The sequence below is a fragment of the Kitasatospora sp. NPDC058406 genome (genome assembly GCF_042722765.1).
Lineage (GTDB): Bacteria > Actinomycetota > Actinomycetes > Streptomycetales > Streptomycetaceae > Kitasatospora.
Genome location: NZ_JBHXKE010000213.1, coordinates 1 through 16517, shown reverse-complemented (window position 1 = coordinate 16517; position 16517 = coordinate 1). Strand labels below are relative to the sequence as shown.

General features: G+C 74.5%; 9 protein-coding genes and 2 pseudogenes. 5 read left to right on the top strand and 6 right to left on the bottom strand.

Annotation, left to right across the window (positions count from 1 at the left end; translation table 11 throughout):
- Both ACFWOG_RS31495 and ACFWOG_RS31490 read left to right on the top strand, forming a co-directional pair.
- Nucleotides 1-399 (top strand): annotated as a pseudogene (locus tag ACFWOG_RS31495) (hypothetical protein); the annotation flags it as partial.
- A gap of 22 nt (nt 400-421) precedes the next feature.
- Nucleotides 422-1213: a hypothetical protein gene (locus ACFWOG_RS31490; protein ID WP_380362417.1), complete on the top strand. Its 792-nt coding sequence runs from the start codon at nt 422-424 to the stop codon at nt 1211-1213.
- A 105-nt stretch (nt 1214-1318) separates the two neighbouring features.
- Here the strand turns inward: ACFWOG_RS31490 and ACFWOG_RS31485 are convergent, their stop codons facing one another.
- The 4 genes from ACFWOG_RS31485 to ACFWOG_RS31470 all read right to left on the bottom strand — a co-directional run bounded on the left by ACFWOG_RS31485 (nt 1319) and on the right by ACFWOG_RS31470 (nt 7951).
- A complete protein-coding gene (locus ACFWOG_RS31485) occupies nt 1319-2506 on the bottom strand; it encodes an acyl-CoA dehydrogenase family protein (protein ID WP_329883726.1) in 1188 nt (395 codons plus the stop codon).
- A 148-nt stretch (nt 2507-2654) separates the two neighbouring features.
- Complete coding sequence (locus ACFWOG_RS31480; RefSeq protein ID WP_380362415.1) at nt 2655-3653, bottom strand: hydroxymethylglutaryl-CoA lyase; 999 nt, start codon at nt 3651-3653, stop codon at nt 2655-2657.
- Complete coding sequence (locus ACFWOG_RS31475; RefSeq protein WP_380362413.1) at nt 3650-6034, bottom strand: acetyl/propionyl/methylcrotonyl-CoA carboxylase subunit alpha; 2385 nt, start codon at nt 6032-6034, stop codon at nt 3650-3652. The genes ACFWOG_RS31480 and ACFWOG_RS31475 overlap by 4 nt, the downstream gene beginning before the upstream one ends.
- A gap of 195 nt (nt 6035-6229) precedes the next feature.
- Nucleotides 6230-7951 carry a carboxyl transferase domain-containing protein gene (locus tag ACFWOG_RS31470; RefSeq protein WP_380362411.1) on the bottom strand — a complete coding sequence of 574 codons (1722 nt, stop codon included), beginning with the start codon at nt 7949-7951 and terminating at the stop codon, nt 6230-6232.
- A gap of 135 nt (nt 7952-8086) precedes the next feature.
- Between ACFWOG_RS31470 and ACFWOG_RS31465 the strand changes: the two are divergent.
- A pseudogene (locus ACFWOG_RS31465) lies at nt 8087-8722 on the top strand (TetR/AcrR family transcriptional regulator); the annotation flags it as partial.
- 642 nt (nt 8723-9364) lie between these two features.
- On the top strand, nt 9365-13291 hold the full coding sequence (locus ACFWOG_RS31460) for an ABC transporter transmembrane domain-containing protein (RefSeq protein WP_380362419.1): 3927 nt from the start codon (nt 9365-9367) through the stop codon (nt 13289-13291).
- Between the two features lie 95 nt (nt 13292-13386).
- Here ACFWOG_RS31460 and ACFWOG_RS31455 read toward each other — a convergent pair whose 3' ends face one another.
- Nucleotides 13387-14397: an ATP-grasp domain-containing protein gene (locus tag ACFWOG_RS31455; protein WP_380362409.1), complete on the bottom strand. Its 1011-nt coding sequence runs from the start codon at nt 14395-14397 to the stop codon at nt 13387-13389.
- Nucleotides 14398-14556: 159 nt separating this feature from the next.
- Between ACFWOG_RS31455 and ACFWOG_RS31450 the strand changes: the two genes are divergently transcribed.
- Complete coding sequence (locus ACFWOG_RS31450; RefSeq protein ID WP_329883735.1) at nt 14557-15093, top strand: NUDIX domain-containing protein; 537 nt, start codon at nt 14557-14559, stop codon at nt 15091-15093.
- A gap of 16 nt (nt 15094-15109) precedes the next feature.
- Here the strand turns inward: ACFWOG_RS31450 and ACFWOG_RS31445 are convergent, their stop codons facing one another.
- The gene (locus tag ACFWOG_RS31445; RefSeq protein ID WP_380362406.1) at nt 15110-16333 is read right to left on the bottom strand and encodes a hypothetical protein; all 1224 of its coding nucleotides are present in this window, start codon (nt 16331-16333) and stop codon (nt 15110-15112) included.
- Between the last annotated feature and the right edge of the window lie 184 nt (nt 16334-16517).

The window sequence follows — 16517 nt, the reverse complement described above, 5'->3', positions numbered from 1 at the left end:
GTGCCCTTCCGTCCGGGTACCGCGCTCTTCGGACTTCCGGCGAGCCCCTTCCAGGCCGTGCCCGCCCCGGCGGCGGCCGGGGCGGCAGGCGCGGCCGGGAGCGGCGCGGCGGGTGCCCCGGGTGGTGCCGCGAATGGTGGGGCGGGTGGCGCGGGCGCCGACGCCCTGAACCCCGGTGCGGGCGATACGGGCGTGGGTTCCGGCAGTTCGGGTGGAGGAGTGGCTGCGGCCGCCCAGGGGCCGGAAGGCTCGCCGTTCGACTGGGAGAGCGGATGGGGCACCGGCGAAGTGCTGATGCTGCTGATGGCGATCATGCTTCCGGTCCTTGTGGTCCTGGCCGCCGCCACGATGGTGCGCAAGCGCCCCGGTGGTGGCCCCGGAGGCCGTAGTGGATCATGAACCTCTGAGGGAGAGCCCGTAGATGTGGGTCAACGTCGTCGCGGTGCTGGCCGGTGCGGCTCTCGCCGTAGTGATCGGTCTCGGTATCGGGCGGCTTCGCTCCTCCCCGGACGACGAGGGGAACTCGTCCGCGGTCGGCTTCGTGAGTGCGGCCGTGCTCGGGTTCTTCGCCCTCTTCACGGGCTTCGCCGTCGCCGGCGCCTGGCAGGAGCTCAGCGACGCGCGTCGGCACACCTACGAGGAGTCCCGCGCGCTCACCGAGGTGTACTGGTCCGCGCGGCTGCTGCCGGGACCGGACCGTCCGGTGGTACGGCAGCGGCTGCGGGCGTACACCCGGCAGGTGATCGACGAGGAGTGGGTGCAGCTGGGGCAGGGGCACGGCAGTGCCGAGGCGTGGGTGTCGATCGACCGGGTCCGGGTCGCGGCGGACGCGGTACGGACCGAGGACCCGGTCGAACTCGGTGCCAAGGCGGACACGTTGAGAGGGCTGGAGGATGCCTACGCACGGCGGACGGCCCGGCTGGCCGACGTCGGCTCGCGGGCGCCGACACTGGAGTTGTGGGGTCTGGTGGTGGGAGCGGTGGTCGTGCTGGCCGTGCCGCCGCTGATCGGGCTGACAGCCGGCGGGCGCAATCTGGTGCTGATGGGGTTCATGGGCGCTGCGGTGGCGTTCGCGGTCGGTCTGGTGTTCCAGCTCAGCGGCCCGTTCGACGGCACGGTGAAGGTCGAACCGGCGGCGTTCGAACTCGCGCTCACCCGGTACGAGCAGATCGACGTCGGCGACCGCGGTGCGGTCGGGCCGCCCCTCCCGTGACCCTCCGGCCCCGCCCACCGGCCGGCCGGTGCGCGGCGGACGGGGCGGGAGGATCGACGGACGGGGACGTGTCGTCGTGTGCGGACAGGGCTTGCGGGCGCTCTCTCAGGAGACGCCGAGCTCGCGGGCGATGAGCATGCGCTGGACCTCCGAGGTGCCCTCGCCGATTTCAAGGATCTTGCAGTCGCGCCAGAAGCGGGCGACCGGGAACTCGTTCATGAAGCCGTACCCGCCGTGGATCTGGGTCGCCTCGCGGGCGTTGTCGACGGCGGCCTCCGACGAGTACAGCTTGGCGATCGCGGCCTCCTTCTTGAACGGTTCCGAGTGCAGCAGCCGGGACGCGGCGTCCCGCCAGGCGAGGCGGGAGGTGTGGGCGCGCAGCTCCATGTCGGCGAGCTTGAACTGGATCGCCTGGTTGGTGCCGATCGTCCGGCCGAAGGCCCGGCGCGTACCGGCGTAGGAGACGGACTGGTCCACGCAGCCCTGGGCCAGGCCGGTGGCCAGGGCGGCGATCGCGATGCGGCCCTCGTCGAGGATCCGCAGGAACTGGGCGTAGCCGCGGCCGCGCTCACCCAGCAGGTTGGCCGCGGGGACGCGGCAGTCGGTAAAGGACAGTTCGCGGGTGTCGGATGCGTTCCATCCGACCTTCGAGTACTTCTTCGACACCTGGAACCCGGGGGTGCCGCTGGGCACGATGATGGAGGAGATCTCGCGCCGTGGCGAGGAGAATTCGCCCCCTTCACTCGAACGAGCGAGCGGTTCGGTGAGCGCGGTGACGGTGACCAGACCGGTGATGTCGGTGCCGGAGTTGGTGATGAAGCACTTGGTGCCGTTGATCACCCACTCGTCGGTGGCCTCGTCGTACCGGGCGGTGGTGCGGGTGGCGCCCGCGTCGGAACCGCCCTCGGGCTCGGTCAGTCCGAACGCGCCGAGCAGCTCGCCGGAGGTCAGGCGGGGCAGCCACTCGCGCTTCTGCTCCTCCGTCCCGAAGCGGTAGATCGGCATCGCTCCGAGCGAGACCGCCGCCTCCAGGGTGATGGCGACCGAGGAGTCGACCCGGGCGAGCTCCTCCAGCGTCAGGCAGAGCGCGAAGTAGTCGCCGCCCATGCCGCCGTACTCCTCGGGGAAGGGCAGGCCGAACAGGCCCATCCGTCCCATCTCCCGGACGATCTCGTAGGGGAACTCGCCCTGCTCGTAGTACTCGCCGATCTTCGGGGCGACCACGTCCTGGGCGAATTCGGCCACGGTGCGCCGCAGTTCCTCGTGCTCGGTGTTCAACCGGTGGTCGAGCATGATGATCCTCCTGAGGCCCCGCCGGGTGGGCGCGGGCTTGATCGGGACGACCGCCGTCCGTTCGGTGGTGTGGCGGACGCGCGGTGTGATGAGGGGGGAAGGGCGGGGCCCGGACGAGCGGATGGGCGGCCGGGGACCCCCGCCGGCGTCAGTCCTGTCCGGCGCCGGGGCCCAGCAGGGCCCGGACCGTCCGGGAGGGGCTCGGGCGACCGAGCCGTCTCGCCATCCAGCCGCTGGTGGCGACCAGGGCGCGGAGGTCGACACCGGTGCGGATGCCGAGTCCGTGCAGCATCCACACCAGGTCCTCGGTGGCCAGGTTCCCGGTGGCGCTCTTGGCGTACGGGCAGCCGCCCAGGCCGCCCGCCGAGGCGTCGACCACCGTGATCCCGGAGCGCAGCGCGGCCAGCGTGTTGCTGAGCGCCTGGCCGTAGGTGTCGTGGAAGTGCACCGCGAGCCGTCCCGCCGGCACCCCTGCCTCGGCGAACCCGTCCAGCAGGGCGGTGACCTGGCCCGGGGTGGCCACGCCGATGGTGTCGCCGAGGCTCAGCTCGGTGCAGCCCATCTCCAGCAGCCGCACCCCGAAACCGATCACCTGGGCGGGCGGGACCGGGCCCTCCCAGGGGTCGCCGAAGCACATCGACAGGTAGCCGCGGACCCGGACCCCGGCGGCCGTGGCGCGCTCCACCACGGGCCGGAACATCTCCATCGCCTCGTCCGCCGACCGGTTGAGGTTGCGTCGGGCGAACGTCTCGGTGGCGCTGGCGAAGACCGCGACGTCCTCGGCGCGGTGGGCCAGCGCACGGTCCAGCCCGCGCTCGTTGGGCACCAGGACCGGCAGGCGCAGCCCGGGACGCCCGCTCGGCAGACCGGCGAGCCGGGGCATCAGCTCCTCGGCGTCGGCGAGCTGGGGTACCCACTTCGGGTGAACGAAGCTGGTGGCCTCGACGGTCCGCAGGCCGGCGTCGGCGAGCCGGGCGATGAACTCGGCCTTGACCTCGACCGGGACGAGGGCGCTCTCGTTCTGCAGCCCGTCTCGCGGTCCGACCTCGTGGATCCGGACCTCCGCGGGCAGGCCGGGCGCCCGGACCGGGGCCGGCAGGCCCAGGTCGAGCGCGTCGGGCTCGTGCGCGGGGGTGGCGGCGGTCACGGCCGCACCTCGGCTCCGGCGCCCTCGGCGGGGGCCGGTGCGGCCCCGGCGGGGGTGACCACGACCAGCAGTTCCTCCATCGCGACGGTGGCGCCCGCGGTGGCCCGCAGCTCGCTCACCGTCCCGTCGTGCGGGGCGGCGATCACGTGTTCCATCTTCATGGCCTCCAGGACGAGCAGGGGCTGGCCCTTGCGGACGGTCTCGCCGGCCGTGGTCTTCACGACCGTGACGGTGCCGGGCATCGGTGCGGTCAGGGCGCCGTGGTGGGCCGCGCCGGCGGCGGCGTTCCCGCCGACGGCGTCGTGGCCGTGCACCGGCCAGGCGTCGCCGTCGATCCCGAGCCACGTCACCGGACCGGCCGCGGTGCCGGGGGCCCGGTCGGCGGCCAGCGCGAAGGTCGTCCGCAGGCCGTCCACGGTGAGGCGGAGCCGGTCGCCGGACCGGGTGGCCCGGGCGCGGTGGACCGGCCCGGCGCCGAGCCGGATCTCCACCGCGGGGGCGACGCCGGGCGGATTGTCGGTGGCCTCGGATACGTTGCCCGCAGTGATCGAACGGATGCGCACCGACACCGGGTCCTGGCCGGGGGCACGGAGTCGGTGGGTGGTCCAGGCGGGGGCGCCGCCCAGGCGCCAGCCGGAGGGAAGGGAGAAGGGGTCGGTCCAGCCGTCGTGGTCGGCGGCGGGGGTCAGGTCCAGGTGCCGTGCGAGCGCGGCGGCGTAGTAGAGGAGGTGGGCGGGTGTCGGTGACCCGGGCGGCAGCGCGTCGGGTGCCGCGGCCTCCGGGGCTCCGGATGCCGGGGCTTCCGGGGCTTCGGTGTCCGGTGCGGGCGCGGCGGCCGGGGAGTAGGGCGAGGCGAGCAGCCCGGGCTGCTGCTGCGCGGTCTGCTCCACCAGGCCGGTGTCGAGCCGTCCGGCGGCGACCTCGGGGTGGGCGAGCAGTCGCCGCAGGAAGCCGGTGTTGGTGGTGACGCCGAGGATCCGGGTGTCCGCCAGTGCGGCGCGGAGGCGTCGCAGCGCGGTCGGCCGGTCGGGTCCGTAGGCGATGACCTTGGCGAGCATGGGGTCGTAGGAGCTGGTGATGACGGTCCCCGGGGCGACCCCGGAGTCCACCCGGATGCCTTCGCCCCGTGGTTCGTCGAGGAGCAGGATGCGTCCGCCGGTGGGCAGGAAGTCCCGTTCCGGGTCCTCGGCGCAGATCCGGGCCTCGATGGCGTGGCCCAGGAAGGAGATGTCGGACTGGGTGAAGGCGAGGTGTTCGTCCGCGGCGATCCGCAGCTGCCACTCGACCAGGTCGAGCCGCCGGGGCCGGTCCGCTCCCGGGTCGGTGACGGCCGGATCGTCGGCGTCCCGACCGTCCGTGTCCGGATCACCCGCGGTCGAACCTGACGCAGACGAACCCCGGGAGCGCGAGCCGCCCACGGAGACGGCCAGCTCGGTGACGGGGTGTTCCACCTGGAGGCGGGTGTTCATCTCCATGAAGAAGAAGTCCCGTACCCCCTCGGTGGGGGTGGGGGAGTCCGGGTCGACGCCGGGGACGATGAACTCCACGGTGCCGGCGCCGGTGTAGCCGCAGGACTCGGCGGCCCGGACGGCGGCGGCGCCCATCGCGGCGCGGGTCTCGGCATTGAGCAGGACGGAGGGAGCCTCTTCGATCAGCTTCTGGTGGCGGCGCTGAAGGCTGCACTCGCGTTCGCCGAGGTGGACGGTGGTGCCGTGGGCGTCGGCGAGCACCTGGACCTCGATGTGGCGCGGCCGGTCGATCCAGCGCTCCAGCAGCAGGGTGTCGTCGCCGAAGGCGGTGCGGGCGACGCGCCGGGCGGCTGCGATCTCGGAGGGCAGGTCGGCCGGGTCGCGGACCAGCCGCATGCCCTTGCCGCCGCCACCGGCGGACGGCTTCAGCAGGACCGGGTAGCCGATCTCGTCGGCGGCCGCGACGAGTGCGTCGTCGCTGGGCGCGGTGGCACGGCTGCCGGGCACCACCGGCACGCCGGCGGCCCGTACGGCCTCCTTGGCGTTGATCTTGTCACCCATCAGCTCGACCGCGGCGGGAGGAGGACCGATGAAGACGAGGCCCGCTTCTGCGCAGGCGCGGGCGAAGGAGGCGTTCTCGGCGAGGAAGCCGTAGCCGGGGTGGACGGCCTGGGCGCCGGTCCGGCGGGCGGCGGCGAGGATCTGGTCGGTCCGCAGGTAGGTTTCGGCGGCCGAGCTGTCGCTGCGGTCGGCAGGGCCGAGCCGGACCGCGACGTCGGCCTCGCGGACGTGCGGGGCGTCCGCGTCGGCGTCGCTGAACACGGCGACCGAGCGCACGCCGAGACGCCGCAGGGTGCGGATCACCCGGACGGCGATCTCGCCGCGGTTGGCGACCAGAACTGTGTCGAACATGGGAGGCGTTCCTCCGGGTCGAGGGGGAGCCGTACGTGAGGAGGTGGTCGAGCGGGAGCGGCGGTCGGACCGCGGTGGCGGCGCTGCGGCGCCGTCGGCCGTCGGACGGGGGCGTCCGGCGGGTCGACGGCCCGCGCTTCCGCGCACGGGGCCGCCTGCCGAAGGCCCGCCGGTGGAGGGCCTTCGGCGGACGACCTACATGCGGAAGACGCCGAACGGGCCGGGCGGCGGCAGCGGGGCGTTGGCGCAGGCCGTCAGGGCCAGGCCGAGGACGGTCCGGGTGTCCATCGGGTCGATCACTCCGTCGTCCCAGAGCCGGGCGGTGGCGTAGTAGGCGTTGCCCTGGCGGTCGTACTGCTCGCGGACGGGGCGCTTGAACTCGTCCTCCGCCTCGGCCGGCCACTCCTCGCCGTGCGCCTCCAGCTGGTCACGGCGGACGGTGGCCAGCACCGAAGCGGCCTGCTCGCCGCCCATCACGGAGATCTTGGCGCCCGGCCACATCCACAGGAAGCGGGGTGAGTACGCCCGGCCGCACATCGAGTAGTTGCCGGCTCCGTACGAGCCGCCGATCACCACCGTCAGCTTCGGGACGCGGGTGCAGGCGACGGCGTTGACCATCTTGGCGCCGTGCTTGGCGATGCCGCCCGCCTCGTACTGCCGGCCGACCATGAACCCGGTGATGTTCTGCAGGAAGAGGAGGGGGATGCCCCGCTGGTCGCACAGCTCGATGAAGTGGGCGCCCTTGAGGGCGGACTCGGCGAACAGCACGCCGTTGTTGGCGACGATGCCGACCGGGTGGCCGTGGATCCGGGCGAAGCCGGTCACCAGGGTCGCGCCGTACTCGGCCTTGAACTCGGCGAACCGGCTGCCGTCGACGAGCCGCGCGATCACCTCGCGCACGTCGTAGGGCGTGCGCGGGTCGACCGGCACGGCCCCGTACAGGCCGGCCGGGTCGACGGCCGGCGGTTCGGCCGGGGCGAGCGGCCACGGCCGGGCCGCGCGCGGCCCGAGTCCCGCGACGATGGTGCGGACGATCGAGAGGGCGTGGGCGTCGTCCTCGGCGAGGTGGTCCGTGACGCCGGAGGTCCGGGAGTGCAGGTCGCCGCCGCCCAGCTCCTCGGCGGTCACCACCTCGCCGGTCGCGGCCTTCACCAGCGGCGGCCCGCCGAGGAAGATCGTGCCCTGGTTGCGGACGATGACGGCCTGGTCGCTCATCGCCGGGACGTACGCGCCGCCCGCCGTGCACGAGCCGAGCACGGCGGCGATCTGCGGGATCCCGGCCGCCGAGAGGCGGGCCTGGTTGTAGAAGATCCGGCCGAAGTGGTCGCGGTCCGGGAAGACCTCGTCCTGCATCGGGAGGAAGGCACCGCCGGAGTCGACCAGATAGATGCAGGGGAGCCGGTTCTCCAGCGCGACCTCCTGCGCGCGCAGGTGCTTCTTGACCGTCATCGGGTAGTAGGTGCCGCCCTTGACGGTGGCGTCGTTGGCGACCACGACGACCTCCCGTCCGGCGACCCGGCCGATGCCCGCGATCACCCCGGCGGCCGGTGCGGCGCCGTCGTACATCCCGTCGGCCGCCAGCGGGGCCAGTTCGAGGAAGGGGGAGGCCGGGTCGAGCAGGGTGTCCACACGGTCGCGGGGGAGCAGCTTGCCGCGCGAGGTGTGCCGGGCCCTGGCCTTGGCGCCTCCGCCGAGCGAGGCGGCGCCGAGCTTCTCGCGGAGCTCGGCGACCAGCGCCCGGTGGGCGGCGGTGTTGCTCCGGTAGGCCTCCGACCCGGGGTCGGCGGCGGTGTCCAGCCGTGGTGCCGGTGCGGCGCCACCAGGGGCGACGGACCCGAAGGCTGCGCCGGTCGCCGGGGTGCCGGTCGCGGAGCTGCCGTTGACGCCGGCAGCTGCTCCGGCGGTGGAGATGACCATTCCAAGAGCTCCCTTGCCCTCGGTGGCAGGTGGGCCGGCAGAGCCTGGTGAGCCTGCGGCCCCCACACGTTAATGAACGTTAACTTCTGTCGCCCAGGTTAACGACCGATAACCCCACTGTCTACGATGGGCCTCATGTCGAACGCCCCATCCGCCTCAGGGCTCCCGCGCCGCGACCAGATCCGGAAGGAGGCCGCGAGGCTGTTCGCCGCCCGCGGCTTCCTCGGTGTCGGGGTGGACGAGATCGGCAGGGCCGTCGGCATCAGCGGCCCCGGGCTCTACCGGCACTTCGCGGGCAAGGACGCGATGCTCGCCGACCTGCTGATCGGCATCAGCGAGCGACTCCTTGAGGAAGGGCGCCGCCGAGCGGGTGGCAGTGACGGTCCGGCCGCGGCACTGGACGCGCTGATCGGCAGGCACGTGGACTTCGCGCTCGACGACCGCGACCTGATCACCCTGCACGACCGGGAGCTGCTGAACCTCCGGACGGAGGACCGCCGGACGGTCCGCCGGCTCCAGCGCGGCTACGTGGAGCTCTGGGTGGACGTGGTCCGCCAGGCCTACCCGTCGCTCGCGGCCCCGGCGGCGGAGCCGGTCGCCCGCGCGGCCGTGCACGCCGTCTTCGGGCTGATCAACTCGACCCCGCACAGCCTCGGCCCGAACCCCGCCCAGGACGAGCGGGCCGGACTCCAGCGCGACGCGATGGCCGCGCTGCTGCACAGCCTCGCGCACGGCGCCTTCGCGGCCGCCGCCGGAGCGGTCGCCGCAGGCGCCGTCGCGGCCACCGGCGGCCACGAGAGTGCCGATTCCGCCGTCGTCGCGCCCGCATCGGCGGACACGCCCGCCGACGCCGCCACGACCACCGCCGCCGCGCCCGTCGCCGACACCGCTCCCGTTGCCGCCGCCGCGCCCGTCGCCGACACCGTCGTGCCGCAGGACTGAGCTCCGACTCGTGTCGTCGGGGTCGGCCGACAGCCCTAGGACCAATGGCGGTGCGCCCGCTGCGTCGGCGGGAGGTGGGCATTCCGCGCGCGGTCGGCGACCCTGGTAGAGGGCGCGGAGGGCGGGCCGACGCGGGAATCACCGCAGGTTGCGGGCTGTTGGTTCCTCCGCCGGGCCGGGAATCCCGGCTCGCCCCGGCCTGAAATCCATGGCGGCCACCCGACGGAATGGTTAGCATCCCTAAATATGCCTGAGACTCACGGATCTACGGTGGAGCTTTCCCCGAGCGGCACCCGAACCGGCTCCCGGGGCGCGGCCGGCACGACCGGCGGCGCACGGGGCGACACGAGCACGTCGAACGGCACCGGGAACGCCGGGCCGAACCCGGCCCCCGGCCCGGACGAAGGACCGGGCGGTCCCGACCGCCCCGCCGGCGCGGAGCACGCCGAGGGGCAGGGTTGGCTCCGGCGGCTGCTCGGCTACTGCTGGCGGTCGCGGCGCAGCGTGCTGCTGGCCTTCGGCGCCTCGCTCGTCGGCATGGCCGTCACCGCCCTGGTGCCGCTGGTCACCAAGCTGATCATCGACGACGTCATCACCTCGCACACCCGCTCGCTGGCACCGTGGGCGGGCGTCCTGCTGCTGGCCGCCGCCGTGGTGTTCGGCTGCACACAGGTGCGCCGCTACTACGGCGGGCAGCTGGCCCTGGACGTCCAGCACGACATGCGCAGCGACCTCTTCCGCTCGCTCGGCCGGCTGGACGGCCACCGGCAGGACCGGCTGGACACCGGGCAGGTGGTCGGCCGCGCCACCTCCGACCTCCAGCTGATCAACGGGCTGCTCTCGATGCTGCCCATGATGACCGGCTACCTGGTCATGTTCGTCATGTCGTTGGGCGTGATGATCTGGCTCTCGCCTCCGCTCACCCTGATCGCCCTGGTGATGGGCCCGTTGCTCTGGTGGATCTCGGTGCTCAGCCGGAAGCGGCTGTTCCCGTCCACCTGGGCCGCCCAGCAGGAGGCGGCCGCCGTCGCGGGCGTGGTCGACGAGGCGATCGGCGGCGTGCGGGTGGTCAAGGGCTTCGGGCAGGAGGCCCAGGAGCTGGACAAGCTGGAGACGGCCTCGCGCCGCCTCTTCGCGGCCCGGCTGCGCTCGATCCGACTGAACAGCCGCTACAACCCGGCGATGCAGGCGATCCCGGCGCTGGCCCAGGTCGCCGTGCTGGCCTTCGGCGGCTGGCTGGCGGTCGACGGCCGTGTCACGCTCGGCACCTTCGTCGCCTTCTCCACGTACGTGGCGCAGATGACCGGTCCGGTGCGGATGCTGACCATGGTCATCACGGTCGGCCAGCAGGCCAGGGCGGGCGTCGAGCGGGTGCTCCAGCTGGTCGACGAGCGCCCGCTGGTCCGCGAGCGGCCGGACGCGGTCACCCTCGACCTCACCGCGGAGGCCGCCGCCCCCGGGAGCGACACCCCCGGGAGCGCCGTCGCAGGGACGGCCGGCGGCCCGCCCGCCGTCGGCCCCCGCGCCGCCGACGTGGCTCTGGAGTTCGACGGGGTCGAGTTCCGTTACGACCCCGAGCACCCGGCACCCGTCCTGCACGGGCTCAGCCTCAGGCTCGCCCCCGGCGAGACGCTGGCGCTGGTCGGCGCGTCGGGCTCCGGCAAGTCCACGGTGGCGCAGCTGGTGCCGAGGTTCTACGACCCGGCGGCCGGCGCCGTCCGCCTCTACGGCCACGACCTGCGGGACCTGACGCTCGACTCGGTCCGGGCGGCCGTCGGCATCGTGCCCGAGGAGAGCTTCCTCTTCTCCGAGACGGTCCGTACCAACATCGCCTACGGCCGGCCGGACGCCACCGACGAGCAGGTCGTGGCCGCCGCCCGGGCGGCCCAGGCGGACGAGTTCGTCCGACAGCTGCCCGCCGGTTACGAGACCAAGGTCGGCGAGCAGGGGCTCACCCTCTCCGGCGGCCAGCGCCAGCGGATCGCCCTGGCCCGCGCGATCCTCACCGACCCGCGCATCCTGCTGCTGGACGACGCCACCTCGGCGGTCGATCCGCAGATCGAGGCCGAGATCCACGACGCGCTGCGTTCGGTGATGGCGGGCCGGACCACCCTGCTGATCGCCCACCGACGCTCCACCCTCCAGCTGGCCGACCGGATCGCGATCCTGGAGCACGGCCGTCTGCTGGACATCGGGACGCACGAGGAACTCGACGCCCGATGTCCCCAGTACCGAGCCCTGATCTCCGACCCCGAGGCCGGCCGGACCGCGTCCGCGTCCGCGACCGCCGCACCGGAGGCTCCCGGAACACCGCAGACCGCCGAGGCCGTCGGTACCAGCGCCGTGGCTGAGCCTGCCGAGGCCCGGACCGAGGCCGGGACGCGAGCCGAAGCCGTACCCGACGCCGACGCCGACGACCGGCCTCGGACCGAGGCCCCCGCGATGCCCACCCCGGCCCTGACCAAGGCGGCCCGCACCGCGGCCCCCGATCTGGTGGCCCGGGTCGCCGCCCTCCCGCCGGCCACCGACACCCCTGCGGTGTCCCGGAGCGAGGCCGAGACCGGCGACCCGGACTTCTCCCTCCGCCGCCTGCTCCGCCCCTTCCGCGCCCCGCTCGCCCTCGCCCTGCTGCTGGTCACCCTGGACGCGGGGGCCGGGCTGGTCCTGCCGATCCTGATCCGCCACGGCATCGACGACGGCGTCAGCAAGGCGATGCTGTCCGGCGTCGCGGTCGCCGCACTCACCGCGCTGGCGATCGTCCTGCTGGACTGGCTGGTCCAGGGCGCCGAGAGCCGGGTCAGCGGCCGGACCGGCGAGCGGGTGCTCTACACCCTGCGGCTCAAGATCTTCGCCCACCTCAACCGGCTCGGCCTGGACTACTACGAGCGCGAGCTCTCCGGCCGGATCATGACCCGGATGACCACCGACCTCGACTCGCTCACCTCGTTCCTCCAGACCGGCGTGGTCACGGCCGTGGTCAGCCTGCTGACGTTCCTCGGCATCTTCGCCGCCCTGCTGGTCATCGACGCCGGGCTGGCCCTGGTGGTCTTCGCGGTGCTGCCGCTGCTGATCGTCGCGACCCTGGTCTTCCGCAGGAAGTCCAAGGCCCAGTACGAGATCTCCCGGGACCTGATCAGCACCGTCAACGCTGATCTCCAGGAGAACGTGGCGGGCATGCGGATCGTCCAGGCGTTCCGCCGGCTGGACACCAACACCGACCGGTTCGTCGCCCGGGGCATGGCCTACCGGGAGGCCCGGGTGCGGGCCCAGTTCTACATCTCGCTGTACTTCCCGTTCGTCCAGTTCCTCTCCAGCGTGGCCGCCGCGCTGGTGCTGATCGTCGGTGCGTCGCGGGTCGAGTCGGGGACGCTGACCGTCGGCGCCCTGGTGGCGTACCTGCTCTACATCGACCTCTTCTTCGCGCCGGTCAACCAGCTCTCCCAGGTGTTCGACGGCTACCAGCAGGCGGCCGTGGGCCTGGGCCGGATCCGCGAGCTGCTGCGCACCCCGACCAGCACCGCGCAGGCGGCCGACCCGATGCCGGTCCCGGACGGGCTCCGCGGCGAGATCGAGTTCGACGGCGTCGGCTTCGCCTACAACGGCGGCGCGGACGGTGCCCCGGACGTCCTCTCCGGCGTGAATCTGCGGATCCCCGCCGGCCAGACGGTGGCGCTCGTCGGCGAGACGGGGGCCGGCAAGTCGACCCTGGTCAAGCTGGTCGCCCGGTTCTACGACGCGACGGCCGGCACGGTCCGGGTGGACGGCGTCGACCTGACCCGGTACGACCTGGCGCAGTACCGCCACCGGCTCGGCGTGGTGCCGCAGGAGGCGTACCTCTTCGCCGGGACGGTGCGCGAGGCGATCGCGTACGGCCGGCCCACGGCCCCGGCGTCCGAGGTGGAGGCGGCGGCCCGGGCCGTCGGCGCGCACGAGATGATCCTCCGGTTGACGGACGGCTACGACCACGAGGTCACCGGCCGCGGACGGAACCTCTCGGCGGGGCAGCGCCAGCTGATCGCGCTGGCCCGGGCGGAGCTGGTCGGCCCGGACATCCTGCTACTGGACGAGGCGACCGCGGCGCTCGACCTGGCCACCGAGGCCGCGGTGAACCACGCCGCGGACCGGCTCAGCGGCGGCCGTACCGCGCTCGTCATCGCGCACCGCCTGACCACCGCCGAACGCGCCGACCGGGTCGTCGTGCTGGACCACGGCCGGGTGGTCGAGGACGGCACGCACGCCGAGCTGCTCGCCCTCGGCGGCGTGTACACCCGGCTCTGGCAGGCGTTCGTCGCCGACAGGCACCACGGGCAGGACCTTCACGACGGCCTTCAGGAGGGCCTTCGAGACGGCCTTCAGGAGGGCCGTCCGGCGCCGGTGCCCGGTACGGCCGTCGGCTAGCAGTCCGGTCCGGACGGGAGGCAGGGCCATCGCCCGGACCGGGGCCCTGCCGCCCGGTCCGGGCGGGGCGCGTCCGGGCGGCGTCCGCGCCGTCCTCAGGCCGCGAGCAGCGCGACCAGCAGCCCGGACGCGTCGACCCCCCGGGGCAGGTCGCTCACCTGCCCGTCACCGACCTCGACCACGCGCCAGCCGGAACCGTCGGCCCGGTGGGCGAGGTCGGTGGTGACGAAACGGCAGCCGAGGGCCCGCACCAGGGGCCGGACCACGTCGAGGTCAGGGTCGGCCGCGCAGCCGGGCGTGTCGGGATGCGGCCCGACCAGTACGGGCTCTCCGTCCAGCCACCACACCCGGGCCTCCACCGCGCGGCCCCTGCCGCCCTCGCCACGCGGGCCGTCCGCATCCGCGTCCCCGACGGCACCCGCGTCCCCGACCGGATCCGCGCCGTCGCCGCCCCCGCCCGACGGTCCGTCACCCCGGTCGTCCGGTCGGTCCGTCGAGGCCCGGGCGAACTCCTCGTACCGCCGAAGCACCACACCCCCGGCCAGGAACTCGCCCTGCAGCTCCACGAACCGGTCCACCACCCGGGCCACCCCCGGAAGGTCCGCCAACTCGGGGACGTAGCAGGCTTCGTGCCACTCGTGCTTGCGTGACTTCACGTAGTCCTTGACGATCGCCGGACCGCGCCCGCCGAGCCGTGCGACGGCCGCCGCCAACTGCTCGGGCCCCGGCGGCACCGACGCCGAGGCAGGCAGCCAGACGCTGGTCGGCGTCGCTCCCTCGAACACGCGGTACCAGCCCGGAAGTTCGTGCGCCGAGGCGTACCCGGGCGGGCTGGTCAGCAGATGGGCGCCGCGCTCGGCCAGGGCGGTGGCGAAGGTGGCGTAGCGGTCGGCGGGCAGCATCCACCCCCGGTACCAGAACGGGCCGAGGCCTCCGGGCACCCGGCCCACCGCCGCCCGGGCGTCACCGGCGAGCAGGGCGTCGTGGTCGACGAGATGGTGCTCGCCGCCCAGCCCGCGCAGCAGCCGCGCCTCCCAGGCGAAGTGCGGATCGGGGCGGCGCGGGTCGAGCGGGTCGGCCGGGAGGAGGAACGCGGGTGCGGGCATGGGCGCCAGGCTACGTGCGCCGACTGTTCGTCGGCCCGTCAACACCCCACCGCCGCCCGGTCGACGGGCCGAACGGGCTCGTCCCGGGCCGGGCCGGCGTCGGGCCGGCGCCGGACAATCCGCTCGACGGCCGACCGGGCCCGCTGCGAGAGTGACCCGATGCGAAACCTGTGGCGAAACGTGAGAAGGACCCCGCGACGCGCGGCCCGTACGGTGGTCCTGGACGAGCAGGGTTCGGTCTTCCTCCTCCGCTCGGACAACAGCGAGGTCGGCGTGCACTGGACCATGCCGGGCGGCGGCATCGAGCCCGGTGAGACGCCGCACACGGGCGCGCGGCGCGAGCTGTGGGAGGAGACCGGCTGGACCGACCTCGAACCCGGCCCGCTGCTCTGCACCTGGGAGCACGACTTCACCTGGCACGGCACTCCCGTCCGCCAGCACGAGCACATCTACCTCACGAGCGGCCCGCACCGGGGCCCCGTCGGTGACGTCAGCGCGATGCACGCCGCCGACATGATCCTCGACTGGCGCTGGTGGACCCCGGCCGATCTCGCCGACGAGAACGCCGACGCGCTCTGGCCGCCGCGGCTGCCCGAGCTGCTGTCGGCCGTGCGGGAGGGCTGGCTCGCCGACCGGCGGGAACCGGAGCCGGTCGACCTCGGCTACGTCCCGAACGCCGGGTCGGTCGTCAGCTGAGCCTGCGGGGCTCCGGTCAGGGCTGTCGACGCCCGCCGCGTCGGCCCTGCCGCCCGGTCGGACCGGCTTGCCACTCCCGGAGTTCCAGCTCCCGGTCGTGGAGGGCACCGGGGTTGATCACGACGGAGAGCGGCGTGTCGGCCAGCTGCTCGTAGGCGAGCCCGGTGGCCGCCAGCAGGTGCTCGGTCGGTACCGAGACGGCGATGGCGGGCCGCCACGCGGGCAGGATCACCAGGCAGGTCCCGCGACCGAGACGGACCAGTTCCGCCGAGGCCCGGAGGGTCGGCCGTTCCTCGGGGCGGCCGGCGGTCTCCGGCAGGTTCGGGGTGCCGCCGATCAGGATGCCCAGCGGCGTTTCGGCGGCGGGCGCCGGTGGAGCGGACTCACCGGTGGACCCGGCGTCGCCGGCGGCGGTCGGGAGGTCCGTCGCCTGCCGGGCCCTCGCGCGGTTCGTCCGCGCCGGGCCCGCACCGGCCGTCTGCGGGTGCATCCGACGCAGCCGGCGGGAGGGCGAAGGGCGCCGGGTGACGGCGGTCCGCAGCTCCTCCTGGGCCGCGCGCAGCACGGGGACGGTCCGGTCCTCGACCGTCGGCGGCTGCTGGAGCCGGACGAACACCACGCCGCCCGTCCCGACGGGCTGCGCCCCGGTCCGGTCCGTCCCGGAGGTACCCGTCCCGGAGGCGCCCCTCCCGACGCCTTCCGCGGTGACGGCTTCCGTCCCGGTCGCGTCCGTCCCGGCCGGGTGGGGAATGTCCGGGTGGGGAACGTCCGGGTGGGGAACGTCCGGGTGACCCGCGCCGGTGCGGTCGTGGCCGTACTCCTCGGCCGGCGGCGTGCGGTCCGCCTCCGCCGGTCGGCGGTGGGTGACGCCGGGGCCGTCCGGCGCGGGCACCTGCCCCTGCGCGGCCTGCGGACCCTCGCCCGGGCCGGTCCGGACCCGGGTCGCCGGCGCCCCCTCACCGGCGGGGCCGCCCCGGCCGGAGCCGCCGGCGCCGGACCCGTCGTCGTCGGCCGCCCCGCCGCGCGGCCGCGGCACCGAGCCGTCCCGGGCGGCTCCGGCCCCGGTGCCACCGACCGGTGCGCAGTCCGTGCCCGCCGCCGCGATCGAGCAGCGGGTGGCACCGCCCTCCACGGTGGGTCGCGGCGATGCCGGTGCTGCGGTCAGGGGCCGCTCGCCGGCCGTACGCGCTGGCGCGTCGGTCGGGGAGCGGTCGGCGGTGGTCTGGTCGAGCGTGGTCATCGGCACGGGCCCTTCGGGGTACGGTCCGGATGATCCTCCCGCACCCTGCGACCAGCTCCAAGCGCCTTTCCGTCCGCTGCGGGCGAGGACGCCGTCCCGGCCCGCCCGCACGGCACCCTGACGGGACGTCAGGCGCCGGTCGGACGGGCCGGGTCGGGGGGGGGGGGGCCCGGGGGGCGGGGGC